We start from the raw sequence: 18,615 nt of genomic DNA, 5'->3' as shown, positions 1-18,615 counted from the left end.
ATATAGTGTTTGAAGTTTACTATTGATAAATTCGCAATTTTATAAAAAACTATATATATTTGCAATCAAACACAAGGCACAACTAATGGATAGCAAAAATAGTACCATGACCCTGGAAACTTACTTTCAGGAATTTAGACAAAATATTGTCGGTATAAATCAAGAATTTACTTCGCCTTATGGCAGAAAATCAATAATTTACACAGATTGGACTGCCAGCGGAAGATTATATCGTCCAATTGAAGAAAAACTGCTAAATGCATTTGGACCTTTTGTAGCCAACACGCATACAGAAACGACTGTATCTGGTACTGCTATGACAAAAGCGTATCATCATGCAAGACATATTATTAAGCGTCACGCTAATGCGAATCATGATGATGTTTTGATTACAGACGGAACTGGAATGACGGGAGTTATCAATAAATTTCAGCGTATTTTAGGATTGAAAATTCCAGAAAACTTGAAAAGCTTTACAAATGTCCCTGCCGAGAAAAAGCCAATTGTTTTTATTTCGCATATGGAGCATCATTCTAATCAGACTTCTTGGTTAGAAACTATTGCAGATGTTGAAATTATTCCGTCTTGTGAAAAAGGACTTTTTAATTTAGAGAACCTTGAAGCTTTACTTGAAAAATATAAAGATAGAACGATAAAAATTGCTTCTATTACAGCATGTTCGAATGTTACGGGTTTAAGAACGCCTTTTCACGAAACAGCAAAATTAATGCATCAATATAATGGTGTTTGTTTTGTTGATTTTGCTTGTTCTGGACCTTATGTAGAAATAGATATGCATCCAGCAGACCCAGAATCTTATTTAGATGCTGTTTTTATGTCTCCGCATAAATTCTTAGGAGGTCCAGGAACATCTGGTGTTTTAATTTTCAATAAGAAATTATACAACAATATGATTCCTGATTGCCCGGGAGGAGGAACGGTAAGTTGGACAAATCCGTGGGGAGAACATAAATATATTGATAATATTGAAGATCGCGAAGATGGAGGAACTCCTGGTTTTCTTCAAGTTATCAAAACTGCTTTGGCAATTGAGCTAAAAGAAGAAATGGGAATTGAAAACATAATGGAGCGTGAGCACGAAATTGTGGATTATGTTTTCTCTCAATTAGAACCAGTTGAAAATATTAAAATTTTAGCAGGTCAGCATAAAGAACGTCTTGGTGTAATTTCATTTTTTATTGATGATCTTCACTTCAACTTAGGAGTTAAGATTTTAAATGATCGTTTTGGAATTCAGACTAGAGGAGGGTGTAGCTGCGCAGGAACTTACGGTCACTATTTATTGCATGTTGATCAAGAAACATCTAATAAATTGGTTAATGAAATTACGATTGGCGATTTAATCAAAAAACCGGGATGGATTAGAATGTCGATTCACCCGACAACTACTGATGAAGAAATTGCTTTTGTTTGTAGAAGTATAAAAGAGTTAGCTGCAAATCATAAAGCTTGGGCTTTGGATTATTCTTATGATAAAGAGCGTAATGAGTTTATTCATAAAGATGCAACTTCTTTTGAAGATGAATTAGTGGAAAGCTGGTTTAAATCTTAAGCCCTAATACTTAAAAGGCTTATATTTTTTTTAGCCACAGATTAAAAAGATTAAAGGATTTATAAAAATCTGTCTGAATCTTTCTAATCTGTGGCTAGTTCTTTTAACGCAAAGATTTTTATAGATTTTGCGTGATAATCTTTGTGTTTATTGAGGTCGCATAGGAGAAAAACTTACTTTTTTTGCTAAAAATTTCAGAACTGTTGAGTTTGTTATTTCTTATGAAAACTAAACTTCTAATTTAGCCCCGATAGAAGTGGAAATCCTTTTGTGGTGGGGTTCACCACAAAAGATTGAAACGAATAGCGGGACTGGACGTCTTGAGAAAACGAATTTTTCTGCTTTTAAAAAATTACATAATCAATCGAACACCACCTAAATCGGCAACACGATAGGAGAATTTATTTCCAGGCGAGCCGATGAACATAAAGTTTTTGGGGATTTTCCATTTCTCAGAAAGTTCATCAATGATTTCTGGACCAAATACACCGTCAATTTCTATGTATTCAATGTCTAACCCTCCATAAGCACGATCTAAAACTTCTAAGTCTTTCTTTAGCACTTCGTTGTCTACAGTGTCTTTTTTAACATGAACAATTTTTAATTTCTTAGTTGTTTCGTTGTCTTCAACGTATTGCAAAACTTTATTTAAGATTGTTATATCGTCTCCTTTTGTAAAGAAAACAAATTCTTGCGAATTGATTTCAGAGCTAAGTTTCTCCAAATAACGATTGCTGAGAATCACCATTTTACGTAGCGGCTGATAGAAATATTCTAAAGCTTCTATTAATAAACGGATTAAGGTAACACGATTAAGCATAATTCCGATAAAGATTAAGGCTGGAACCATGTATTGCAAAAAAGTGTAAAATGAATTGATATTAAGGAGCATGTTTCCGAAGAATGCCGAAATCACCGAAGCTACAGCAATAACAACTGAAATGCCACGAGCACGTTCTGGTCTAGGAAGCTTTCTGCGTTTGTATTTTAAGAGTAAATTTCCAATTCCGAAAAGTGCCATTACAGCTAGGAAAGAAAAGGTATAAACTCCAGCTAAAGATTCTAAATGTCCGTTTGTTGCAAAAAGTACTGAAATACAAAGAATTAAAAAACTCAGAACAATTCTATAGTGAGAGCCTCTTTTATTTTGTTTTAAAAAATAATTAGGTAAAATACGGTCTAATGTCATTCGATTTAAAAGCCCAGAAACTCCCACAAATGAAGTCAAAACGGCTCCGCAAAGTACCATTACAGCATCTATAGAAATGAGCCAAGCAAGCCATGAACCACCAGTGGTTTCTCCTAAATGTGCCAGAAGCGATTCCTTGTTTTCGCCTACTTCTGTAAGTGGAATTACACTTATTAACAAAATAGCAATTACTGGATTGAAGAAACTCACTATTCCCCACATGTTACGAAGTGTTTTTGGAAAAACGCCTTGTTCCTGTTCTTCTACAAAGTTGGCTGAACTTTCAAAACCAGAAATCCCTAACATAGCTGCAGAAAAACCTAGAAAAAGAGCTGTTTCAATACTTCCAGACGTAATTGGAGTTTGCCAATTAATATGAAAAGTATCTAAGCCATGAGTCAAAACAAACCAGATTGATGCCAAAACAAGCAAAGCCAAGGTTCCAATATGTGTCATAAAAATAATAACAGCTACAAATGCAGATTCTCCGATTCCTAAAATAGCTAATCCTGTAAAAAGCACTAAAACTACAACCGTTGCTATAGTTACATTAAGATTCTCAAAGATTCCGTGTAGGTAATGCATTCCTTCAGAAGCTGAAATTACAGCAGTTGCCATATAAGATAAAACCGTTAACGTTGCAGCCAAGGAAGCTAAACGTTTTGTTGAAGTGTTTAATAAAACATTGTAAGCTCCTCCGTTTAAAGGAATTGCACCAACAACTTCTGCATAAATTTTTCTGAAAAGAAACAATACTGCAGCAACAATTAAAAGAGAAATCCAAGCATATTGTCCTGCATATAAGATGGTCAAAGCTGAAACATATAGGCAAGAAGAGCTAATATCGTTTCCACAAATTGCAGTTGCCTGTAATTGATTTAATTTTTTGTGTACGATTTCTTTCATCAGTATTGATAATTAACACTTTTAATAAAATTTAAGTAACAAAATAATTATAATCGAACGTAGGCAGATAATGTATGAAATGCGAAAAATACTTTGTGTTGTTTTATTTGTTTTTTTGGAACTGTCTAAGCGCCGATAGCGCTTGTGCCTGAACTTTTTTCTGAAAAAATCCTGTCCATCCCACTAAATAACCGGTTAAGCCAAAGGCTTGTTTTGACCATTTCCAAACGTCAAAGTTATCAGTGTGTTTGATAATCAATCCGTCTTGAAAGATAAATTCGGCCGAGATTTTATTAATAACTTCTCTATTTGTTTTGCTAAAGTTATATGTAGCAGTCCAATTTGCCGAACCAGTTGAATCGTCTGCCTTTACGTTTGAAAATTCGATTTTTAGCTTGCCTTTACTTTTTAAAAGCAGCATTTCCCACATTTTAGAAACCTGTTCTTCTTTTAATAAACCAAAAGCTGGATCAATAAAATGAACTTTTGGATGATAGCATTCGCTCATTGTTTTAGCATCTGCATTTGCGAAAGCGGTATAGAATTTTGTTATTAAGGCTTCATTTGGATTCATAAAAAAATATTTATGTTAAATATAAGATTTATTAGATTAAAAAATCATTATAAAACACTAATTTCTTTAGCTGTATCAAATGTTTTTTTAGATTTATCAAATGCAGTTGAGAAATACTTCATTTTATTATAAGCTGTAAAATGGCCGGTTAGATTTCCAGAAATATCTGGCCCGCCAACAATTATAAATCGTACAGCATAAATATCTGTCTTTTTAAGTTTTAACCATTCTGCAGGTGTAAAATAGTAATAAGCAGTTGTTGTTCCGTCTGCAGATTCTTTTACATTTTTGTCTGTACATGCAATAACATCAGCATTTGTCAGATCGACATAAACACCACCAGCTATTTTTGCTTTGTCACTTGCTGTAGAGATGGTTAGTTTTAAAACACCTCCTTTATCTGTTTTAGCTATTTGAACATTGATTTCGCCAGAGTAAGCATATTTATCGCAGATAAAAGGGTATTCCTGCGTTGCAGGATAAGGAGCCGAACCTTTAATGCTTATGGTTTGCTGTGCTGAAGCAAAAGTTGAAACAAATAACAACAGGAGTAGTGGAAGTTTAAAATTCATATATATATAGTATTTATTGATCAGCTAATTTGGCATCAAATTTCTCATCCCAATCCATTGATTTTATGGCAGAAATAAGATTGTCTTCATTTACAAAAATGCGCAATTCTTTATTGGCCACTTTTTTGGTGTACAATGCATGATAGCGGTAAATGACTTCATGTTTGGTTTTGTAAACTCCGTCTAATTTTAAGTCTATGAAACTTCCGTAGTATTGTCTAAATCTTTGGCAGGTTTTAGTTAAACGCTCTTCTGTAGTGTTTTCCATAACCGATTTAGTTACTTCAGTTTCATTAAAAGGTTTAAATTTTGAAGTGTTACAAGTTTCTAAAACTCTCTTTCCTAAATCATAGGCTTTTCGCTGCTGATTTGCACTTACTTCTTCTCCAGAAACTTTTTTAATTTTTAAATCTTCCGTATCTCTACTTACTGTTTTCGATTTACATCCAATTAATAATAACAAACATATAATCAATCCTGCTTTCTTCATAACTATTTAAGTAATTTTTAATAATAAGTTAGGATCGGGACAATTTTCGATATAAAAGTTTAGGTCTTTTGTATTGCATACACCAGGATAATCTCCCCAGTAATCACCAATTTTATGGATAATCTGAAAGTGGACATGTGGAGCATAATCCCCATTTACTAAAGCGCTTCCTAAAGTCGCAATCTTTTCACCTTTCTTAAATTGGTCACCGATATTTAAATTTTCTATACTTTCTAACGATAAATGTCCGTATAAAGTATAAAATTTTTCATTTTCAACTTCATGCTCCAATATAATAGTAGGCCCATAGTCTCCCAATCCAATATTATTTTTAAAACTATGAACTGTTCCATCAAGTGCAGCAAGCACAACTGTTCCTTCTTCTGCCCAAAGATCTAGACCAATATGAATATTACGTTCTGGTCTAGAAGCATCCAAAAAAATGGGGCTTCTTTGATATAGAAATCTTCCTTCTATATAACCGCCAAATGCAACTTTAGCGCTATTTTCTTTAAGAAAATTTGAAATGTATTTTTCAAAATCTTCTGAGGTATCTAATTTCTGACTTATTAATTCTTCATTTGAAACCGATAAATTTAACGGCGTATATTCTGAGATATTAATTGAGGCATCAATAATTTTAGTAGGTGGTAGAGAATTTAAGATTGAGGCTAGGGGTTTCATGAAATTTAAGCTACTTTATTAATTATTATTAATTCATTGTGGACTTCTATTCGGGGAAGCATTTTGGTTTGAAATAATTTAGGATTTACTTCTGCAACATACTTTCTATTTCTAATATTATGCGCTTCATCTAATATCATTGTATTGAATAAAATAAAACCATCATCTTTTAGAAGCGTACAGATTCTATCTACAAAAAACTTTTCAAACAAGAAATTCGGCATATGAGTGTCTTCAAAAATGTCAATTATAATAAGATCGTACTTATCTTTTGTTTTTAGAACAAATTCAAATGCATCATCAATAACAACTTCCAATTCCTTAATTTGGTAAAGATTAAAATACTTATTAGCAATTTGAATCATATCTGGATCGATTTCTACTCCAGTTATTCTTTCCTTGTATTCAATCTCATTTACTAATGTTTTAACGACACTTCCGCCAGCAACTCCCAATAAAAGAATGTGCTCCATTTCTTTAATTTTCTGATAACCAATATTCCTAAGTCCGTATCTTAATATACGTTGCAAACTTCCGTATGAATAATTTGTGTTTTCAGTGTCTAATACTAATTCTCCATTTGCCCACGTGACCTCGATCATTTTGCTTCTGGCCGATTTTTTCTTAAATATTTTTATTGGAATTATGTAACTGAAAAATTTTTGAATCATTTTTTATGCTTTTACTCAAATTTACCATTAAATCTTTTATTTTGCACCAAATATTAAACCTTTAATGAAAAAACTATTATACAAATTCATATTTTTTAAGCTAATGGGCTGGAAAATAGTAGGTATAGAAAATGCCGAAGTAAAAAAATGCATACTAATGGTAATGCCACATACAAGTAATCATGATTTTTATATCGGACTTTTCACTCGCGGAATTTCGGGACTACAGATGAATTGGGTAGGAAAGAAGGAGTTATTTAAATTTCCTTTTGGTTATTATTTTAGAAATGTTGGCGGAGAACCTTTAGATCGCTCTGGAGGATTAAATAAAGTAGATTCTATTGCAGCTATTTTTGACAGAAAAGAAATCTTTCGTTTGGCGGTTGCACCAGAAGGAACTAGAAAAGAAGTAAAAGAAATAAAAACGGGATTTTATTTTATAGCACTTAAAGCGAATGTGCCAATTGTTCCGGTAGCTTTTGATTGGGGTAAGAAAGAAGTAAATCTTGGAGCGCCATTTTATCCGACTGGAAATTATGAAGCCGATTTTGAAGTTTTGAAAAAACACTATATTGGTGTTTTAGGAAAAATTCCGCAAAATGGGATAAAACTATAATTTTTGAGATTTTTTTCAAACGCGTGAGAATCGCGTATTTGAAATTTTTTTGAACAGAGAGTCAAATATGCGCTAAATTTTGCATTATGGTGCATAAGCTTTAAAAGTGCCATTTTTGTAAAATAAAACTATTTTTTCAATTTCATCATCTTCTAAATCAAAGTTTGCATTTTTAGGATTTGGTATTTTTTTTGTTTCCGTTTTTTCTTCTGCATTCACTTTTATAGTAGAAAACAAATCTGTGCTTTGATGTTGATTTTGTAAAATAGGAGCGGAGGTTTGCTGAACTTCCTGAACAGTTTGCTCATTGCTTTTTGGAAAAACTCCTCTTCCAATTAAAATCCAATACAGATCAACATCAGGGAAAACCTCCAGAATTTTCATTACAAAATCTAAACTAGGTTTGTTTCTTCCAGACAAGAGATGAGACATACTAGAACGCTGTACACCAATTTTATCAGCAAAGGCTGATGCATTTAAACCGTAATAATCCAATACGGTTTCGAGTCTTTTAACAAAATCATCGATGTTTACCATTGTAAATTTAGATTTTAATTTTTCGTATTTACAAATGTAAACAAAAACAAGCATACTCCAATCTTGCTGTTGCAATTTTAAAAGTACTTTAGTTTTATGTTAAATATAAAATTTATATGATAACATATAAGTTATTGAAATTAATATAATTATGTCATAAAAAGCAAACTAATTAGCTCTATTGAAACCAGTTGAAGCTTTAACTAATAAAAACTTTATAAAACTGTTTACAAATCTAAATTATTAAACACTTCTTTAATTTACAATTGTAAAAATAAAGATATTTACTTTTGTAAACTAATCGAAACACAATGAATTTAGAACAGCTTTTTATACAATACAAAGAAAAGTCCATATCTGGAAGATATCTTACTCTAGACCATATTAAACCGCTTTTGGATAAGTTGAATACAAATGGTCAAGTACAGATTATTGGCACATCTGTTTTAGGCGAACCTATATATAGTTACCAAATCGGAACCGGAAAGACACGTGCTTATTTATGGTCGCAAATGCACGGAAATGAAAGTACGACGACCAAAGCTTTATTTGATTTCATTAATTTATTAAATGATGACACGGATTTTGCAAAGAAAATGCGAGATACTTTTACATTTTACTGTATTCCGATCCTTAATCCAGATGGCGCAAGACTTTACACTCGTGCAAATGCTAATGAAATAGACCTAAATCGTGATTCGCAAGACTTATCACAGCCAGAAAGCAAAGTATTGCGTGAAGTATTTGAGAAATTCAAACCTGATTTTTGTTTTAATCTTCATGACCAACGCACCATCTTTGGAGCAGGCACAACCGGAAAACCAGCAACAGTTTCTTTTTTAGCTCCATCATATAATGAGGAAAGAGAAGTAAACGATAATAGATTGAAAGCGATAAATATCATTGCTGGAATCAATGAAGAGCTTCAGAAATACATTCCAGGACAAGTTGGCCGTTTTGATGACTCGTTCAATATTAATTGTATAGGGGACACTTTTCAATTTTTAGGAGTTCCAACTATCTTATTTGAAGCAGGACACTTTCCAGGCGACTACGAGCGCGAAATTACTAGGAAATTCATCTTTTTCTCGTTAATTTTAAGCTTCAAACTGATTTTCGAAAACGATTTAGTTGACAATAGATTTGGTGAATATTTGAATATTTCACAAAATAATGTGGTTTTTTATGATTTTATGTATAAAAATGTCAAAATAAATTATGATGGTATCGAAATTATTACGAATTTTGTCGCACAATACAAAGAAGAATTAATCGAAAATAAGATTCATTTTAATGCTTACATAGTTGAAGTAGGCGAGTTGGAAAATTATTTTGGACATTACGAATACGATGCAAAAGGCGCAGAATATTCCGACGATTTCCAAAATCTTCCTAAAATGGGTCAAAAAGCAAATTTTTATTTAAATAAAAATGTTAAATTTGTTAACGGATTAATAAAAAGTTAATTTTTATGTGAATTTGTTGTTTTTTATATATAATTTTATACTTTGTAATAGCAATTAGTAATATTAATTAAACAATTATGAGTAAATTTCGTTTAGATGAAGTAGATCACCAGATTTTAGATATGTTAATAGACAATACGAGAGTTCCGTTTACTGACATTGCAAAAAAACTATTGATTTCTGCTGGTACAGTACACGTTAGAGTTAAAAAGATGGAGGATGCCGGTATTATCATGGGATCTTCATTAGCCTTGGATTACGATAAATTAGGTTATTCATTTATTGCTTATGTTGGGGTTTTCCTTAACAATACATCTCAAACTAAATTTGTATTGGAGAGAATCAATCAAATTCCATTCGTAACTGTAGCTTCTGTAACTACAGGAAAATTCAACATCTTTTGCAAAATTAGAGCAAAAGACACTAAACACGCGAAAGAAGTTATCTTCATGATCGACGATATTGATGGTGTTTACAGAACAGAAACTATGATTTCATTAGAGGAAAGTATTAACGATAAGAAGCGTTTGATGCATACTATTTTCAAAAATATGTAAGAATTTCTCTTGAATGCTATATTAAAATATAACCTCAAGTTTATTCTTGGGGTTTTTTTATGACTAATTAACCAACCAACTATAACACGATTATGTATACGTTGCCAAAAATTGAGCGTTTTAATCAAGACGTTCTCTCAAAATACCACATTTATAATAGTGTTTTTATAACATTACCCTTTGATTCTATCGATAACACAGGAGTTTTACTCCCTTTATTTACAGAAACTTGCGAAACGGGCTTTAAAAAACAGGAAACTCCAAAAGAAATTGTAGATTTCTTCTCTAATAAATTCTTAAGTAACGCTTCTGAAGCTGAAAAAATCGACCTTATGTTTCGATTTATTCAATATATAGAGCGCCAAATTGTATTATTTGATGCTATTGAAGATGCTGCTTTTCCTGAAGTAAATAATATGGAAGGGCGTGGGTCTCTTCGTGACATTAAAGAAAAATCAGATGCCAAAGAAAAAGATGACGAATTAATAGAATTCTTAGAAAACTTCAACGTTCGTACCGTTTTAACAGCGCATCCAACTCAGTTCTATCCTGGTCCTGTTTTAGGAATTATAAATGACTTGACAGAAGCAATTCGTAAAAATGATCTTTTGGAGATTAAACAATTGCTGGCTCAATTAGGAAAAACTCCTTTTATTCAGAAAGAAAAACCAAATCCTTACGATGAAGCGGTAAGTTTAATTTGGTACCTAGAAAATGTATTTTATGCTACAGCAGGAGAAATTGTACATTATCTGCAAAAAAATATTGCAGAAGGAAATCCGATTCAAAATCAGTTAATCAAACTTGGTTTCTGGCCAGGAGGTGACCGCGATGGAAATCCTTTTGTTACTACAGACATTACACTTAAAGTTGCAGATCGTTTGCGAACTTCAATTTTGAAGTGTTATTATGTAGAAATGAGAAATCTAAAACGTAAGCTAACTTTCTCAGGAGTAGATACTTTAGTATCAGAACTTGAACATAAACTTTACCGTTCTGTATTCTACTCTAAAGGGGATATTTTTATCACTTTAGAAGAATTATCTACGCAATTAGAGAAAATCCGAACTATAATTATTGAGAAACATCAGTCATTATATTTGGATGAATTAGAAGCGCTTTTAGTAAAAATCAATTTATTTGGTTTTCATTTTGCAACTTTAGATATTCGTCAAAACAGCAAAATTCATAATGCAGTTTTCAAAGATGTAGTAAATTACTATCTGAATTCTGGTTCAGATATTTTTCCTAAAAATTATTTCGAATTAACAGAAGATCAAAAAATTGATGTTTTATCGAAAGTTAAAGGGAATTTAAATCCAGCTGATTTTGAAAGTGAAATTACAAGATATACTTTGGAATCTGTTCAAGCTATTAAAACCATTCAGCAAAATAATGGCGAAGAAGGAGCAAATCGTTATATTATTAGTAATAACGAAAGTGCCTTGAATGTCATGGAAACTTTTGCTATGATTCGTTTGAATAATTGGGAAAAACCAACAGTAGATATTATTCCGCTTTTTGAATCTGTAGACGATTTACAAAATGCGCATTCTATAATGGAACAGTTGTATACTAATCCAGAATATGCTAAACATTTGAAATCTAGAGGAAACAAACAAACAATCATGCTTGGATTCTCTGACGGAACTAAAGATGGTGGTTATTTAATGGCTAACTGGAGTATTTATCAAGCTAAAATTTCATTGACAAAAATCTCTAGAGAATACGGAATTAAAGCTATTTTCTTTGATGGACGTGGTGGGCCTCCGGCTCGTGGCGGTGGAAAAACACATAAATTCTATGCGTCTCTAGGACCAAAAATCGAAAATAATGAAATTCAGATTACAGTTCAAGGTCAGACCATTAGCTCTAATTTTGGAACATTAGATTCTTGCCGTTATAATATTGAAAACTTGTTGAGTGCTGGTGTTACAAATCAAGTTTTCAGTAAAGAGAAAAATGAATTAACTGCAGATGAGACTCAAGTTCTTACTGATTTGGCTAATTTAGGTTATGAAAAATATTTAAGTTTTAAGAATCATCCAAAGTTTATTCCGTACTTAGAAAAAATGAGTACGTTAAAATATTACTCAAAAACTAATATTGGAAGCCGTCCTTCAAAAAGAAGCAAATCTGAATCATTAGATTTTGCTGATTTAAGAGCAATTCCGTTTGTGGGTTCATGGAGTCAGTTAAAACAAAACGTTCCAGGATTTTTTGGAGTAGGTTCAGCTTTAAAACATTTTGAAGAATCTGGGCAATGGGATAAAGTAAGTGATTTGTATCATAATTCATTATTTTTCAAAACATTGCTTGAAAATAGTATGATGTCGTTAGCAAAATCTTTCTTGCCATTGACAGCTTATATGAAAAATGATCCTGAATTTGGTGAATTCTGGCAGATCATTTATGACGAGTTCTCAGAAACAAAACGTCTTTTATTAAAAATTGCAGATCACAAAACTTTGATGGAAAATTATCCTGATGGTATTGCTTCAATTCAAATCAGAGAACGTATAGTTTTACCTTTATTGACAATTCAACAATATGCTTTATTGAGAATCAATGAGTTAAATAAAGAGCAAACTCCTGATGAAGAATTAATTAAAGTTTATGAGAAAATCGTAACAAGATCTTTATTTGGAAATACTAACGCAAGTAGAAATTCAGCTTAAAATATAAAAAATGAAAGCAGCAGAATTATTAGATAACGAATATTCAGGTCATTTTGGAACCTACGTCAAAGCAGCTGGAGATGGAATTTTGATTGAAGAATTAGAAATTTCGCTTCACGAGTTTATCCGATTTGTGCAAAATATTCCAATGGATAAATTTGATTATCGCTACGAAGAAGGGAAGTGGACAATCAAAGATATTATCCAGCATGTTATTGATACAGAAAGGATTTTTGCTTATCGTGCTTTGCGATTTTCAAGAAACGATAAAACGCCTTTACCAAGTTTTGAAGAAAGCGATTATGCAGACAATACAGATTCAAACAAGAGAAGCATTCAAGATTTGCTTACTGAATTTTCAGCTGTAAGACATTCAACTTTATTGTTTTACAAAAGTTTGTCAGAAGAACAGTTAAAGAGAATTGGTACAGCGTCTAATAATCCAATTTCTGTTCGTGCTTTAGGTTTTGTAATGATTGGACATCAGAAACATCATCAAAAAGTTTTTGAGGAAAGATATTTATAAAAAAGGAATATTTGAAAATTTAAAATCCCAAATTCCAATTTCGTTGGAGTTTGGGATTTTTTATTGATGTAAACCCGACAGGTTTTTAAAACCTGTCGGGTTTGGTGCTTAACTAATCTTTGTGGAATTTCTAGTGCGATCTTTCCTTCGTCAAGATGACAAAACTCATTTAAGTTTTCTCTCCAAAAAAGCCAAACCAAATCGAATCTTATCATAAGACATTTTTTCTTCGAAAAAATCGTAGTAAGGTCTTAATGCATTTGGATTCTCTAATTCTATCTGAGCTTTTTCAATTTTTAGAATTTCATCTTCAGATACAAATTGGCTTAAGTCGATATCATTTCCATCAATGTATAATTTAGCCAAATGAGAAATAATGGTAGTTTCTCCTAAATTTCGTTGTCCTGCGATCTCTTCAACAGAAAGTCCCCCTTGAAATAATTCTAATGTTTTTTTATAAGTGTTATCTTTTTTTTCTTTTTTAACAACCGATTTGTTTCGTTGAAATTCAATTATTGCTTTTATGAAATCGTCTCCATATTTTTCGAGTTTTACTTTACCAACACCTTCAACAGCAAGGAATTCTTCATCTGTTACAGGTTTTAGAATTTCCATTTGCCTTAACGCAGCATCACTAAAAATAACATAAGCAGGTACTTCTTCTTCTTTGGCAATTTCGTAGCGCAATTTTCTAAGTGTTTCAAAAAGCGAGTTTTTCTCAGTCTTGACTTTAGTTTCTTTTATTTGATTTTTGTCAATTACTTTTTTCACAACAGTTGTTAGTTTTACTTGTTCACCTTCAAACAAAACTTTTTTTGCAAAAGAAGTAAGCAGAATTTTATTATGTTGATGAAAGGCAATCTCGCAATATCCTAAATTGATGAGCTGAATAAGATATTGATTCCAATCGTACCAAGAAACGTCGTGGCCAATTCCGTACGTTTTCAGCTCTTGATAATTTTTTTCGTAAATATACGCGTTTCTCGAGCCTCTCAAGAAATCGACAATAACAGCAAGTGGTTCAGATTCTTTTAAACGCACAATAGCAGACAAGGCCTTTTGCGCGAGAATCGTCCCATCAAAAAAAGTTGGCGGATTTTTGCAAATATCGCAGTTTCCACAATTCTCCGTAACCAATTCACCAAAATAAGACAAAAGAATTTTTCTGCGACAGCTTACAGCATCCGCATATTGCTTCATACGATCTAACTTTGCAAGCTGAATATCGGAGTTCAATCCTTCGGAAGCAAATTTCTGCAATTGAATTACATCGGCGTAACTTTCAAATAAAACGGTTTCGGCTGGAAGACCGTCACGTCCAGCACGCCCGATTTCCTGATAATAACCTTCAATGTTTTTTGGTAAGTTATAATGAATCACCCAACGAACATTTGATTTGTCAATTCCCATTCCAAAAGCAATTGTAGCGCAAACTACTTGACAGTCATCATTTATAAATTGATCTTGAGTTTTAGCACGCGTTTCATTATCTAAACCAGCATGATAGGCTTTTGCTTCGATGCCATTCTTCTTTAATTTTTCAGCAAGTTCTTCTGTCGTTTTACGACTTAAGCAATAAATTATTCCAGACTCATTGGGTTTATTTTCAATAAAATCAATTATTTGTTTAACGCGATCCAAAGCTGGACGAACTTCTAAACTTAAATTTTTACGATCAAAAGACGCAATAAATGTCTTTGGATTCTTAAGATTTAATTGTTTAGATATATCTGTTCGCGTTGCTTTGTCAGCCGTGGCAGTCAAAGCTAAGATTGGAGTAGAAGGGAAGCGGCTTTTTAAATATCCTAAATTAGTATAAGCAGGTCTAAAATCATGTCCCCAAGACGAAATACAATGCGCTTCATCAATTGCTATTAAACTAATATTCAACTCATTGAAAGCCATATCTAAGTAAGAAAGACTTTCGGGAGCGATATAAACTAATTTAAAATGATTTGATTTTAAGTTGTCTATATAATATTGCTGTTCTTGCGATGATTGAGAACTATTAATGTAACAAGCTGATATTCCGTTGGTTTTCAAACTATCAACCTGATCTTTCATTAATGCAATCAAAGGCGATATTACAACTGTAATTCCTGGCAAAATTAGAGCCGGAAGCTGAAAACATATTGATTTTCCTCCTCCAGTTGGCATAATAGCCAAGGTATCTTGACCAGATAATATGGTATTAATTATAGTTTCTTGATTTGGTCTAAATTTTTCGAAACCAAAATTTTCTTTTAATGTGGTATGTAGAATTTCTGAAGTCATAGGCATATATTTTTATTCAAGATTTAAATGTAAAAATAATCCTATAAAAATAAAAATTTAAATTAGTTTTGTTATTATGCGTATCATAAAAAAAGGAACTCCAAATAGAGTTCCTTTTATTTATTAAAAAGAAAATGAATTAATCTTCATCATCTTCGTCTTCTTCATCATAATCAGTGTCTGCTTTATCGTCATCATCGTCATCATCGTCACCACCGTCAGTATCTGGTTTGTCATGATTATCATCATCGTCGTCATCGTCGTCGTTACTAATATCATCATCAAGATCCAAACCTTTAACTGGTGCAATTGCATCTACATCAACATCTAAATCGTCATCTTCATCGTAGTTTTCAATTCTGTCAGCCAGTTTAGTACTAATTTTTACTAAGTAAATAGTGTCTTCAGTACGAACTTCAACAGCTTCGACCAATTCGTTTTTAGCATTTCTAAAACGGATTACATCCGAATCATCATAACCATCAGGAAATTTTTCAACCAAAAGGTTTAAAATTTCGTTGGTAAGTTTAGCGTAGTCTACTATAACTCTTTTCATAAATTATCTTATAAATCTAATAAGTATGCAAAAATTAACGGAGCAACAATTGTAGCATCCGATTCAATAATAAATTTAGGGGTTTTGATGTCTAATTTACCCCAAGTGATTTTTTCATTTGGAACTGCCCCAGAGTAAGAACCATAACTAGTTGTTGAATCTGAGATTTGGCAGAAATAACTCCAAAATGGAACATCGTGCATTTCCATATCTTGATATAGCATTGGAACAACGCAGATAGGGAAGTCACCCGCGATACCACCACCGATTTGGAAGAATCCAATTCCGTTTGAACTGTTTTTAGAATACCAATCCGCAAGGAAAGTCATGTATTCAATTCCAGATTTCATGGTAGATGCTTTTAAATCTCCTTTAATTACGTATGAAGCAAAGATATTACCCATTGTACTATCTTCCCATCCTGGAACGATAATAGGTAAATTTTTCTCTGCAGCTGCATACATCCAGCTATCTTTTAGATCAATTTCGTAGTATTCTTCTAAAACGCCAGACAATAACATTTTGTACATAAATTCGTGTGGGAAGTAACGCTCACCTTTGTCGTCAGCATCTTTCCAAATTTTGTAAATATGTTTTTGTAAACGACGGAAAGCTTCATGCTCAGGAATACACGTATCTGTAACACGGTTTAGTCCTCTTTCTAATAAAGCCCATTCGTCTTCTGGTGTTAAATCACGGTAGTTAGGAACTCTCTCGTAGTGAGAATGAGCTACTAAATTCATGATATCTTCTTCTAAGTTTGCTCCAGTACATGAAATAATATGCACTTTGTCTTGTCTGATTACTTCGGCAAAAATTTTACCAATTTCTGCTGTACTCATTGCGCCAGCCATACTTACCAGCATCTTAGCACCATCAGCTAATTGCTGCTCGTATGCCTTTGCAGCATCTACTAATGAAGCAGAGTTAAAATGCAAATAGTGTTTTTCAATAAACTGACTGATTGGTCCTTTCATTTTTTTTGTTTTTTTTTGAATTAAAAAGTTTAACCTTTTTGGATGTTAATGCAAATTAAGAATTTTAAACAAATTTCTTTCACTTAATCTGCCGTTTTTTATAACTTTTTTTTGTAGCCTAAAATCTTTAAAACATCGTCTGAAGTCTGTTGTTCTGAGAAAACCTCGGTTGCCAGAATTCCATTTTCATCACGATCAATTAAGATGTGTTTTGGCTGCGGAATCAGACAGTGGTGTAAACCGCCGTATCCTCCAATTGTTTCTTGATAAGCGCCAGTATTAAAGAATCCGATGTATAATGGTTTCTCTTTGCTGTACTTAGGCAGGTAAATTGCATTCATGTTTTGCTCAGAGTTGTAATAGTCGTCACTATCACAAGTCAGACCTCCCAACAGTACCCGCTCGTAAGTATCATTCCAGCGATTAATAGCCAGCATGATAAAACGTTTATTTATAGCCCAAGTATCTGGTAAAGTGGTAATGAAAGATGAGTCGATCATATTCCATTTTTCTCTATCATTTTGTTGTTTTTGATACAAAATCTGATAGATTGCACCACCGCTTTCACCTACTGTAAATGATCCAAATTCCGTAAAAATATTTGGAACATCAACTTCAGCTTCATCACAAGCAATTTTAATTTGATTGATAATTTCATCAATCATATATTGATAATCATACTCAAAAGCAAGTGAGTTTTTGATAGGGAAACCACCGCCAATGTTTAGTCCGTCTAGTGTAGGACATTCTCTTTTAAGAGCAATGTAAACTTTAATACATTTTACAAGCTCATTCCAATAATATGATGTATCGTTTATTCCGGTATTGATAAAAAAGTGAAGCATTTTAAGCTCTAATTTATCATTCTCCTGAATTTGTTTTTTATAGAAAGAAACTATGTTTTTATAACCAATACCTAATCTAGAAGTATAGAACTCAAATTTAGGCTCTTCTTCAGCAGCAATACGGATTCCGATTTTGAATTTTCCTTTAATTTCTGCTTGAAGCAAATCTAACTCTTCGTAATTATCAATAATCGGAATAGTATTTTTATGTCCGTTATTAATTAATCTTGCGATGTTATTGATGTACTCGTCTCTTTTAAAACCATTGCAAATTACATATGTACTTTTGTTGATTTTACCATTTTCTAATAAATTCTCAACAATATTCACATCAAAAGCAGATGAAGTTTCGATATGGATGTTATTCTTGAAAGCTTCATTCATAATATATTCAAAATGAGAGCTTTTTGTGCAATAACAGTAATAGTATTTTGCGTCGTATTTATTCTTTTCCATCGACTTTCTGAACCAAGCTTTTGCTTTGTTGATGTTTTCAGAAATCTGAGGCAAATAAGTAAATTTTAATGGCGTACCATACTGTTCAACCAATTTCATTAAATCGATATTGTGAAACAATAGGTTGTCTTTGTTTAATTTAAATTCCTCTTGCGGAAAGTAATATGTTTGGTTTATTAGATCAGAATATTTTGTATTCATTTATTTATCAATATTTTAGAGATTGTAATTTTATTTAATTTTAGGTTTTTGGGGACTTAATCTTAAATTCAAACTCTAATATTGGCAAATATAATAGGCAGTTTTTCATGCTCCGCTTTTGTACATTGGAAAACATCAAAACAAAATGGGCTTTTACTATTATAAAAACGATTCAACATTCTTAATAAAGAAGTGTTGAGCCTGTTTCTGTAAGAGCTAAAGTGCCTTTGCTGATTGTTTGTTTTCATGGGGCAAATGTAAAAAATA

Annotated in this window: 17 protein-coding genes; 6 read left to right on the top strand and 11 right to left on the bottom strand. The window is 32.3% G+C overall.

The window, feature by feature from the left end; translation table 11 throughout:
• Positions 1 to 85 precede the first annotated feature (85 nt).
• Positions 86 to 1,573 carry an aminotransferase class V-fold PLP-dependent enzyme gene (locus AC1Q5Z_RS06500; protein WP_492444082.1) on the top strand — a complete coding sequence of 496 codons (1,488 nt, stop codon included), beginning with the start codon at positions 86 to 88 and terminating at the stop codon, positions 1,571 to 1,573.
• 352 nt (positions 1,574 to 1,925) lie between these two features.
• Here AC1Q5Z_RS06500 and AC1Q5Z_RS06495 read toward each other — a convergent pair whose 3' ends face one another.
• The 6 genes from AC1Q5Z_RS06495 to AC1Q5Z_RS06470 all read right to left on the bottom strand — a co-directional run bounded on the left by AC1Q5Z_RS06495 (position 1,926) and on the right by AC1Q5Z_RS06470 (position 6,659).
• Entirely contained in the window at positions 1,926 to 3,668 is a 1,743-nt protein-coding gene (locus AC1Q5Z_RS06495; protein ID WP_343586848.1) for an APC family permease, read from the bottom strand.
• Between the two features lie 103 nt (positions 3,669 to 3,771).
• On the bottom strand, positions 3,772 to 4,242 hold the full coding sequence (locus AC1Q5Z_RS06490) for a nuclear transport factor 2 family protein (protein WP_343586846.1): 471 nt from the start codon (positions 4,240 to 4,242) through the stop codon (positions 3,772 to 3,774).
• A 47-nt stretch (positions 4,243 to 4,289) separates the two neighbouring features.
• Positions 4,290 to 4,814, bottom strand: a complete 525-nt coding sequence (locus AC1Q5Z_RS06485) for a hypothetical protein (protein WP_343586844.1) — start codon at positions 4,812 to 4,814, stop codon at positions 4,290 to 4,292.
• Positions 4,815 to 4,827: 13 nt separating this feature from the next.
• Positions 4,828 to 5,304, bottom strand: coding sequence for a hypothetical protein (locus AC1Q5Z_RS06480; RefSeq protein ID WP_286968573.1), 477 nt, complete (start codon positions 5,302 to 5,304; stop codon positions 4,828 to 4,830).
• A gap of 6 nt (positions 5,305 to 5,310) precedes the next feature.
• The gene (locus AC1Q5Z_RS06475; RefSeq protein ID WP_198855610.1) at positions 5,311 to 5,988 is read right to left on the bottom strand and encodes a peptidoglycan DD-metalloendopeptidase family protein; all 678 of its coding nucleotides are present in this window, start codon (positions 5,986 to 5,988) and stop codon (positions 5,311 to 5,313) included.
• A 5-nt stretch (positions 5,989 to 5,993) separates the two neighbouring features.
• A complete protein-coding gene (locus AC1Q5Z_RS06470) occupies positions 5,994 to 6,659 on the bottom strand; it encodes a spermidine synthase (RefSeq protein WP_343586837.1) in 666 nt (221 codons plus the stop codon).
• Positions 6,660 to 6,723: 64 nt separating this feature from the next.
• On the opposite strand from AC1Q5Z_RS06470, the gene AC1Q5Z_RS06465 reads away from it, so the two are divergent.
• Positions 6,724 to 7,275: a 1-acyl-sn-glycerol-3-phosphate acyltransferase gene (locus AC1Q5Z_RS06465; RefSeq protein WP_343586835.1), complete on the top strand. Its 552-nt coding sequence runs from the start codon at positions 6,724 to 6,726 to the stop codon at positions 7,273 to 7,275.
• An 84-nt stretch (positions 7,276 to 7,359) separates the two neighbouring features.
• On the opposite strand, the gene AC1Q5Z_RS06460 is transcribed toward AC1Q5Z_RS06465, so the two are convergent.
• Positions 7,360 to 7,812 carry a helix-turn-helix domain-containing protein gene (locus AC1Q5Z_RS06460; protein ID WP_278021633.1) on the bottom strand — a complete coding sequence of 151 codons (453 nt, stop codon included), beginning with the start codon at positions 7,810 to 7,812 and terminating at the stop codon, positions 7,360 to 7,362.
• Positions 7,813 to 8,123: 311 nt separating this feature from the next.
• Between AC1Q5Z_RS06460 and AC1Q5Z_RS06455 the strand changes: the two genes are divergently transcribed.
• The 4 genes from AC1Q5Z_RS06455 (at position 8,124) to AC1Q5Z_RS06440 (ending at position 13,039) form a co-directional block, all read left to right on the top strand.
• Positions 8,124 to 9,278, top strand: a complete 1,155-nt coding sequence (locus tag AC1Q5Z_RS06455) for a M14 family metallopeptidase (protein ID WP_492444081.1) — start codon at positions 8,124 to 8,126, stop codon at positions 9,276 to 9,278.
• 77 nt (positions 9,279 to 9,355) lie between these two features.
• The gene (locus tag AC1Q5Z_RS06450) at positions 9,356 to 9,835 is read left to right on the top strand and encodes an Lrp/AsnC family transcriptional regulator (protein ID WP_008468989.1); all 480 of its coding nucleotides are present in this window, start codon (positions 9,356 to 9,358) and stop codon (positions 9,833 to 9,835) included.
• Positions 9,836 to 9,927: 92 nt separating this feature from the next.
• Positions 9,928 to 12,513, top strand: a complete 2,586-nt coding sequence (locus tag AC1Q5Z_RS06445; protein ID WP_492444080.1) for a phosphoenolpyruvate carboxylase — start codon at positions 9,928 to 9,930, stop codon at positions 12,511 to 12,513.
• A gap of 10 nt (positions 12,514 to 12,523) precedes the next feature.
• Complete coding sequence (locus AC1Q5Z_RS06440) at positions 12,524 to 13,039, top strand: DinB family protein (protein WP_343586826.1); 516 nt, start codon at positions 12,524 to 12,526, stop codon at positions 13,037 to 13,039.
• A 165-nt stretch (positions 13,040 to 13,204) separates the two neighbouring features.
• Here AC1Q5Z_RS06440 and recQ read toward each other — a convergent pair whose 3' ends face one another.
• From recQ to AC1Q5Z_RS06420, 4 genes are all read right to left on the bottom strand, one after another.
• On the bottom strand, positions 13,205 to 15,313 hold the full coding sequence (gene recQ, locus AC1Q5Z_RS06435; protein ID WP_343586823.1) for a DNA helicase RecQ: 2,109 nt from the start codon (positions 15,311 to 15,313) through the stop codon (positions 13,205 to 13,207).
• A gap of 139 nt (positions 15,314 to 15,452) precedes the next feature.
• Entirely contained in the window at positions 15,453 to 15,869 is a 417-nt protein-coding gene (locus AC1Q5Z_RS06430) for a DNA primase (protein WP_198855618.1), read from the bottom strand.
• 8 nt (positions 15,870 to 15,877) lie between these two features.
• Positions 15,878 to 16,846, bottom strand: a complete 969-nt coding sequence (locus AC1Q5Z_RS06425) for a deoxyhypusine synthase family protein (RefSeq protein WP_057117936.1) — start codon at positions 16,844 to 16,846, stop codon at positions 15,878 to 15,880.
• 98 nt (positions 16,847 to 16,944) lie between these two features.
• The gene (locus AC1Q5Z_RS06420) at positions 16,945 to 18,348 is read right to left on the bottom strand and encodes a type III PLP-dependent enzyme domain-containing protein (protein WP_198855620.1); all 1,404 of its coding nucleotides are present in this window, start codon (positions 18,346 to 18,348) and stop codon (positions 16,945 to 16,947) included.
• Positions 18,349 to 18,615: the final 267 nt, after the last annotated feature.

Source organism: Flavobacterium sp. GW823-FHT06G12, from assembly GCF_058794775.1.
Note: the sequence above shows the minus strand (reverse complement) of the source record. Positions and strands in the feature narration are given on the sequence as shown.

Bases quoted from the DNA above. Each gene is read 5' to 3' on its own strand.
- AC1Q5Z_RS06440 (WP_343586826.1), top strand. From the start codon at position 12,524: ATGAAAGCAGCAGAATTATTAGATAACGAATATTCAGGTCATTTTGGA.
- AC1Q5Z_RS06485 (WP_343586844.1), bottom strand. From the start codon at position 4,814: ATGAATTTTAAACTTCCACTACTCCTGTTGTTATTTGTTTCAACTTTT.
- AC1Q5Z_RS06490 (WP_343586846.1), bottom strand. From the start codon at position 4,242: ATGAATCCAAATGAAGCCTTAATAACAAAATTCTATACCGCTTTCGCA.
- AC1Q5Z_RS06430 (WP_198855618.1), bottom strand. From the start codon at position 15,869: ATGAAAAGAGTTATAGTAGACTACGCTAAACTTACCAACGAAATTTTA.
- AC1Q5Z_RS06420 (WP_198855620.1), bottom strand. From the start codon at position 18,348: ATGAATACAAAATATTCTGATCTAATAAACCAAACATATTACTTTCCG.
- recQ (WP_343586823.1), bottom strand. From the start codon at position 15,313: ATGACTTCAGAAATTCTACATACCACATTAAAAGAAAATTTTGGTTTC.
- AC1Q5Z_RS06450 (WP_008468989.1), top strand. From the start codon at position 9,356: ATGAGTAAATTTCGTTTAGATGAAGTAGATCACCAGATTTTAGATATG.
- AC1Q5Z_RS06475 (WP_198855610.1), bottom strand. From the start codon at position 5,988: ATGAAACCCCTAGCCTCAATCTTAAATTCTCTACCACCTACTAAAATT.
- AC1Q5Z_RS06460 (WP_278021633.1), bottom strand. From the start codon at position 7,812: ATGGTAAACATCGATGATTTTGTTAAAAGACTCGAAACCGTATTGGAT.
- AC1Q5Z_RS06445 (WP_492444080.1), top strand. From the start codon at position 9,928: ATGTATACGTTGCCAAAAATTGAGCGTTTTAATCAAGACGTTCTCTCA.
- AC1Q5Z_RS06495 (WP_343586848.1), bottom strand. From the start codon at position 3,668: ATGAAAGAAATCGTACACAAAAAATTAAATCAATTACAGGCAACTGCA.
- AC1Q5Z_RS06455 (WP_492444081.1), top strand. From the start codon at position 8,124: ATGAATTTAGAACAGCTTTTTATACAATACAAAGAAAAGTCCATATCT.
- AC1Q5Z_RS06500 (WP_492444082.1), top strand. From the start codon at position 86: ATGGATAGCAAAAATAGTACCATGACCCTGGAAACTTACTTTCAGGAA.
- AC1Q5Z_RS06480 (WP_286968573.1), bottom strand. From the start codon at position 5,304: ATGAAGAAAGCAGGATTGATTATATGTTTGTTATTATTAATTGGATGT.
- AC1Q5Z_RS06425 (WP_057117936.1), bottom strand. From the start codon at position 16,846: ATGAAAGGACCAATCAGTCAGTTTATTGAAAAACACTATTTGCATTTT.
- AC1Q5Z_RS06470 (WP_343586837.1), bottom strand. From the start codon at position 6,659: ATGATTCAAAAATTTTTCAGTTACATAATTCCAATAAAAATATTTAAG.
- AC1Q5Z_RS06465 (WP_343586835.1), top strand. From the start codon at position 6,724: ATGAAAAAACTATTATACAAATTCATATTTTTTAAGCTAATGGGCTGG.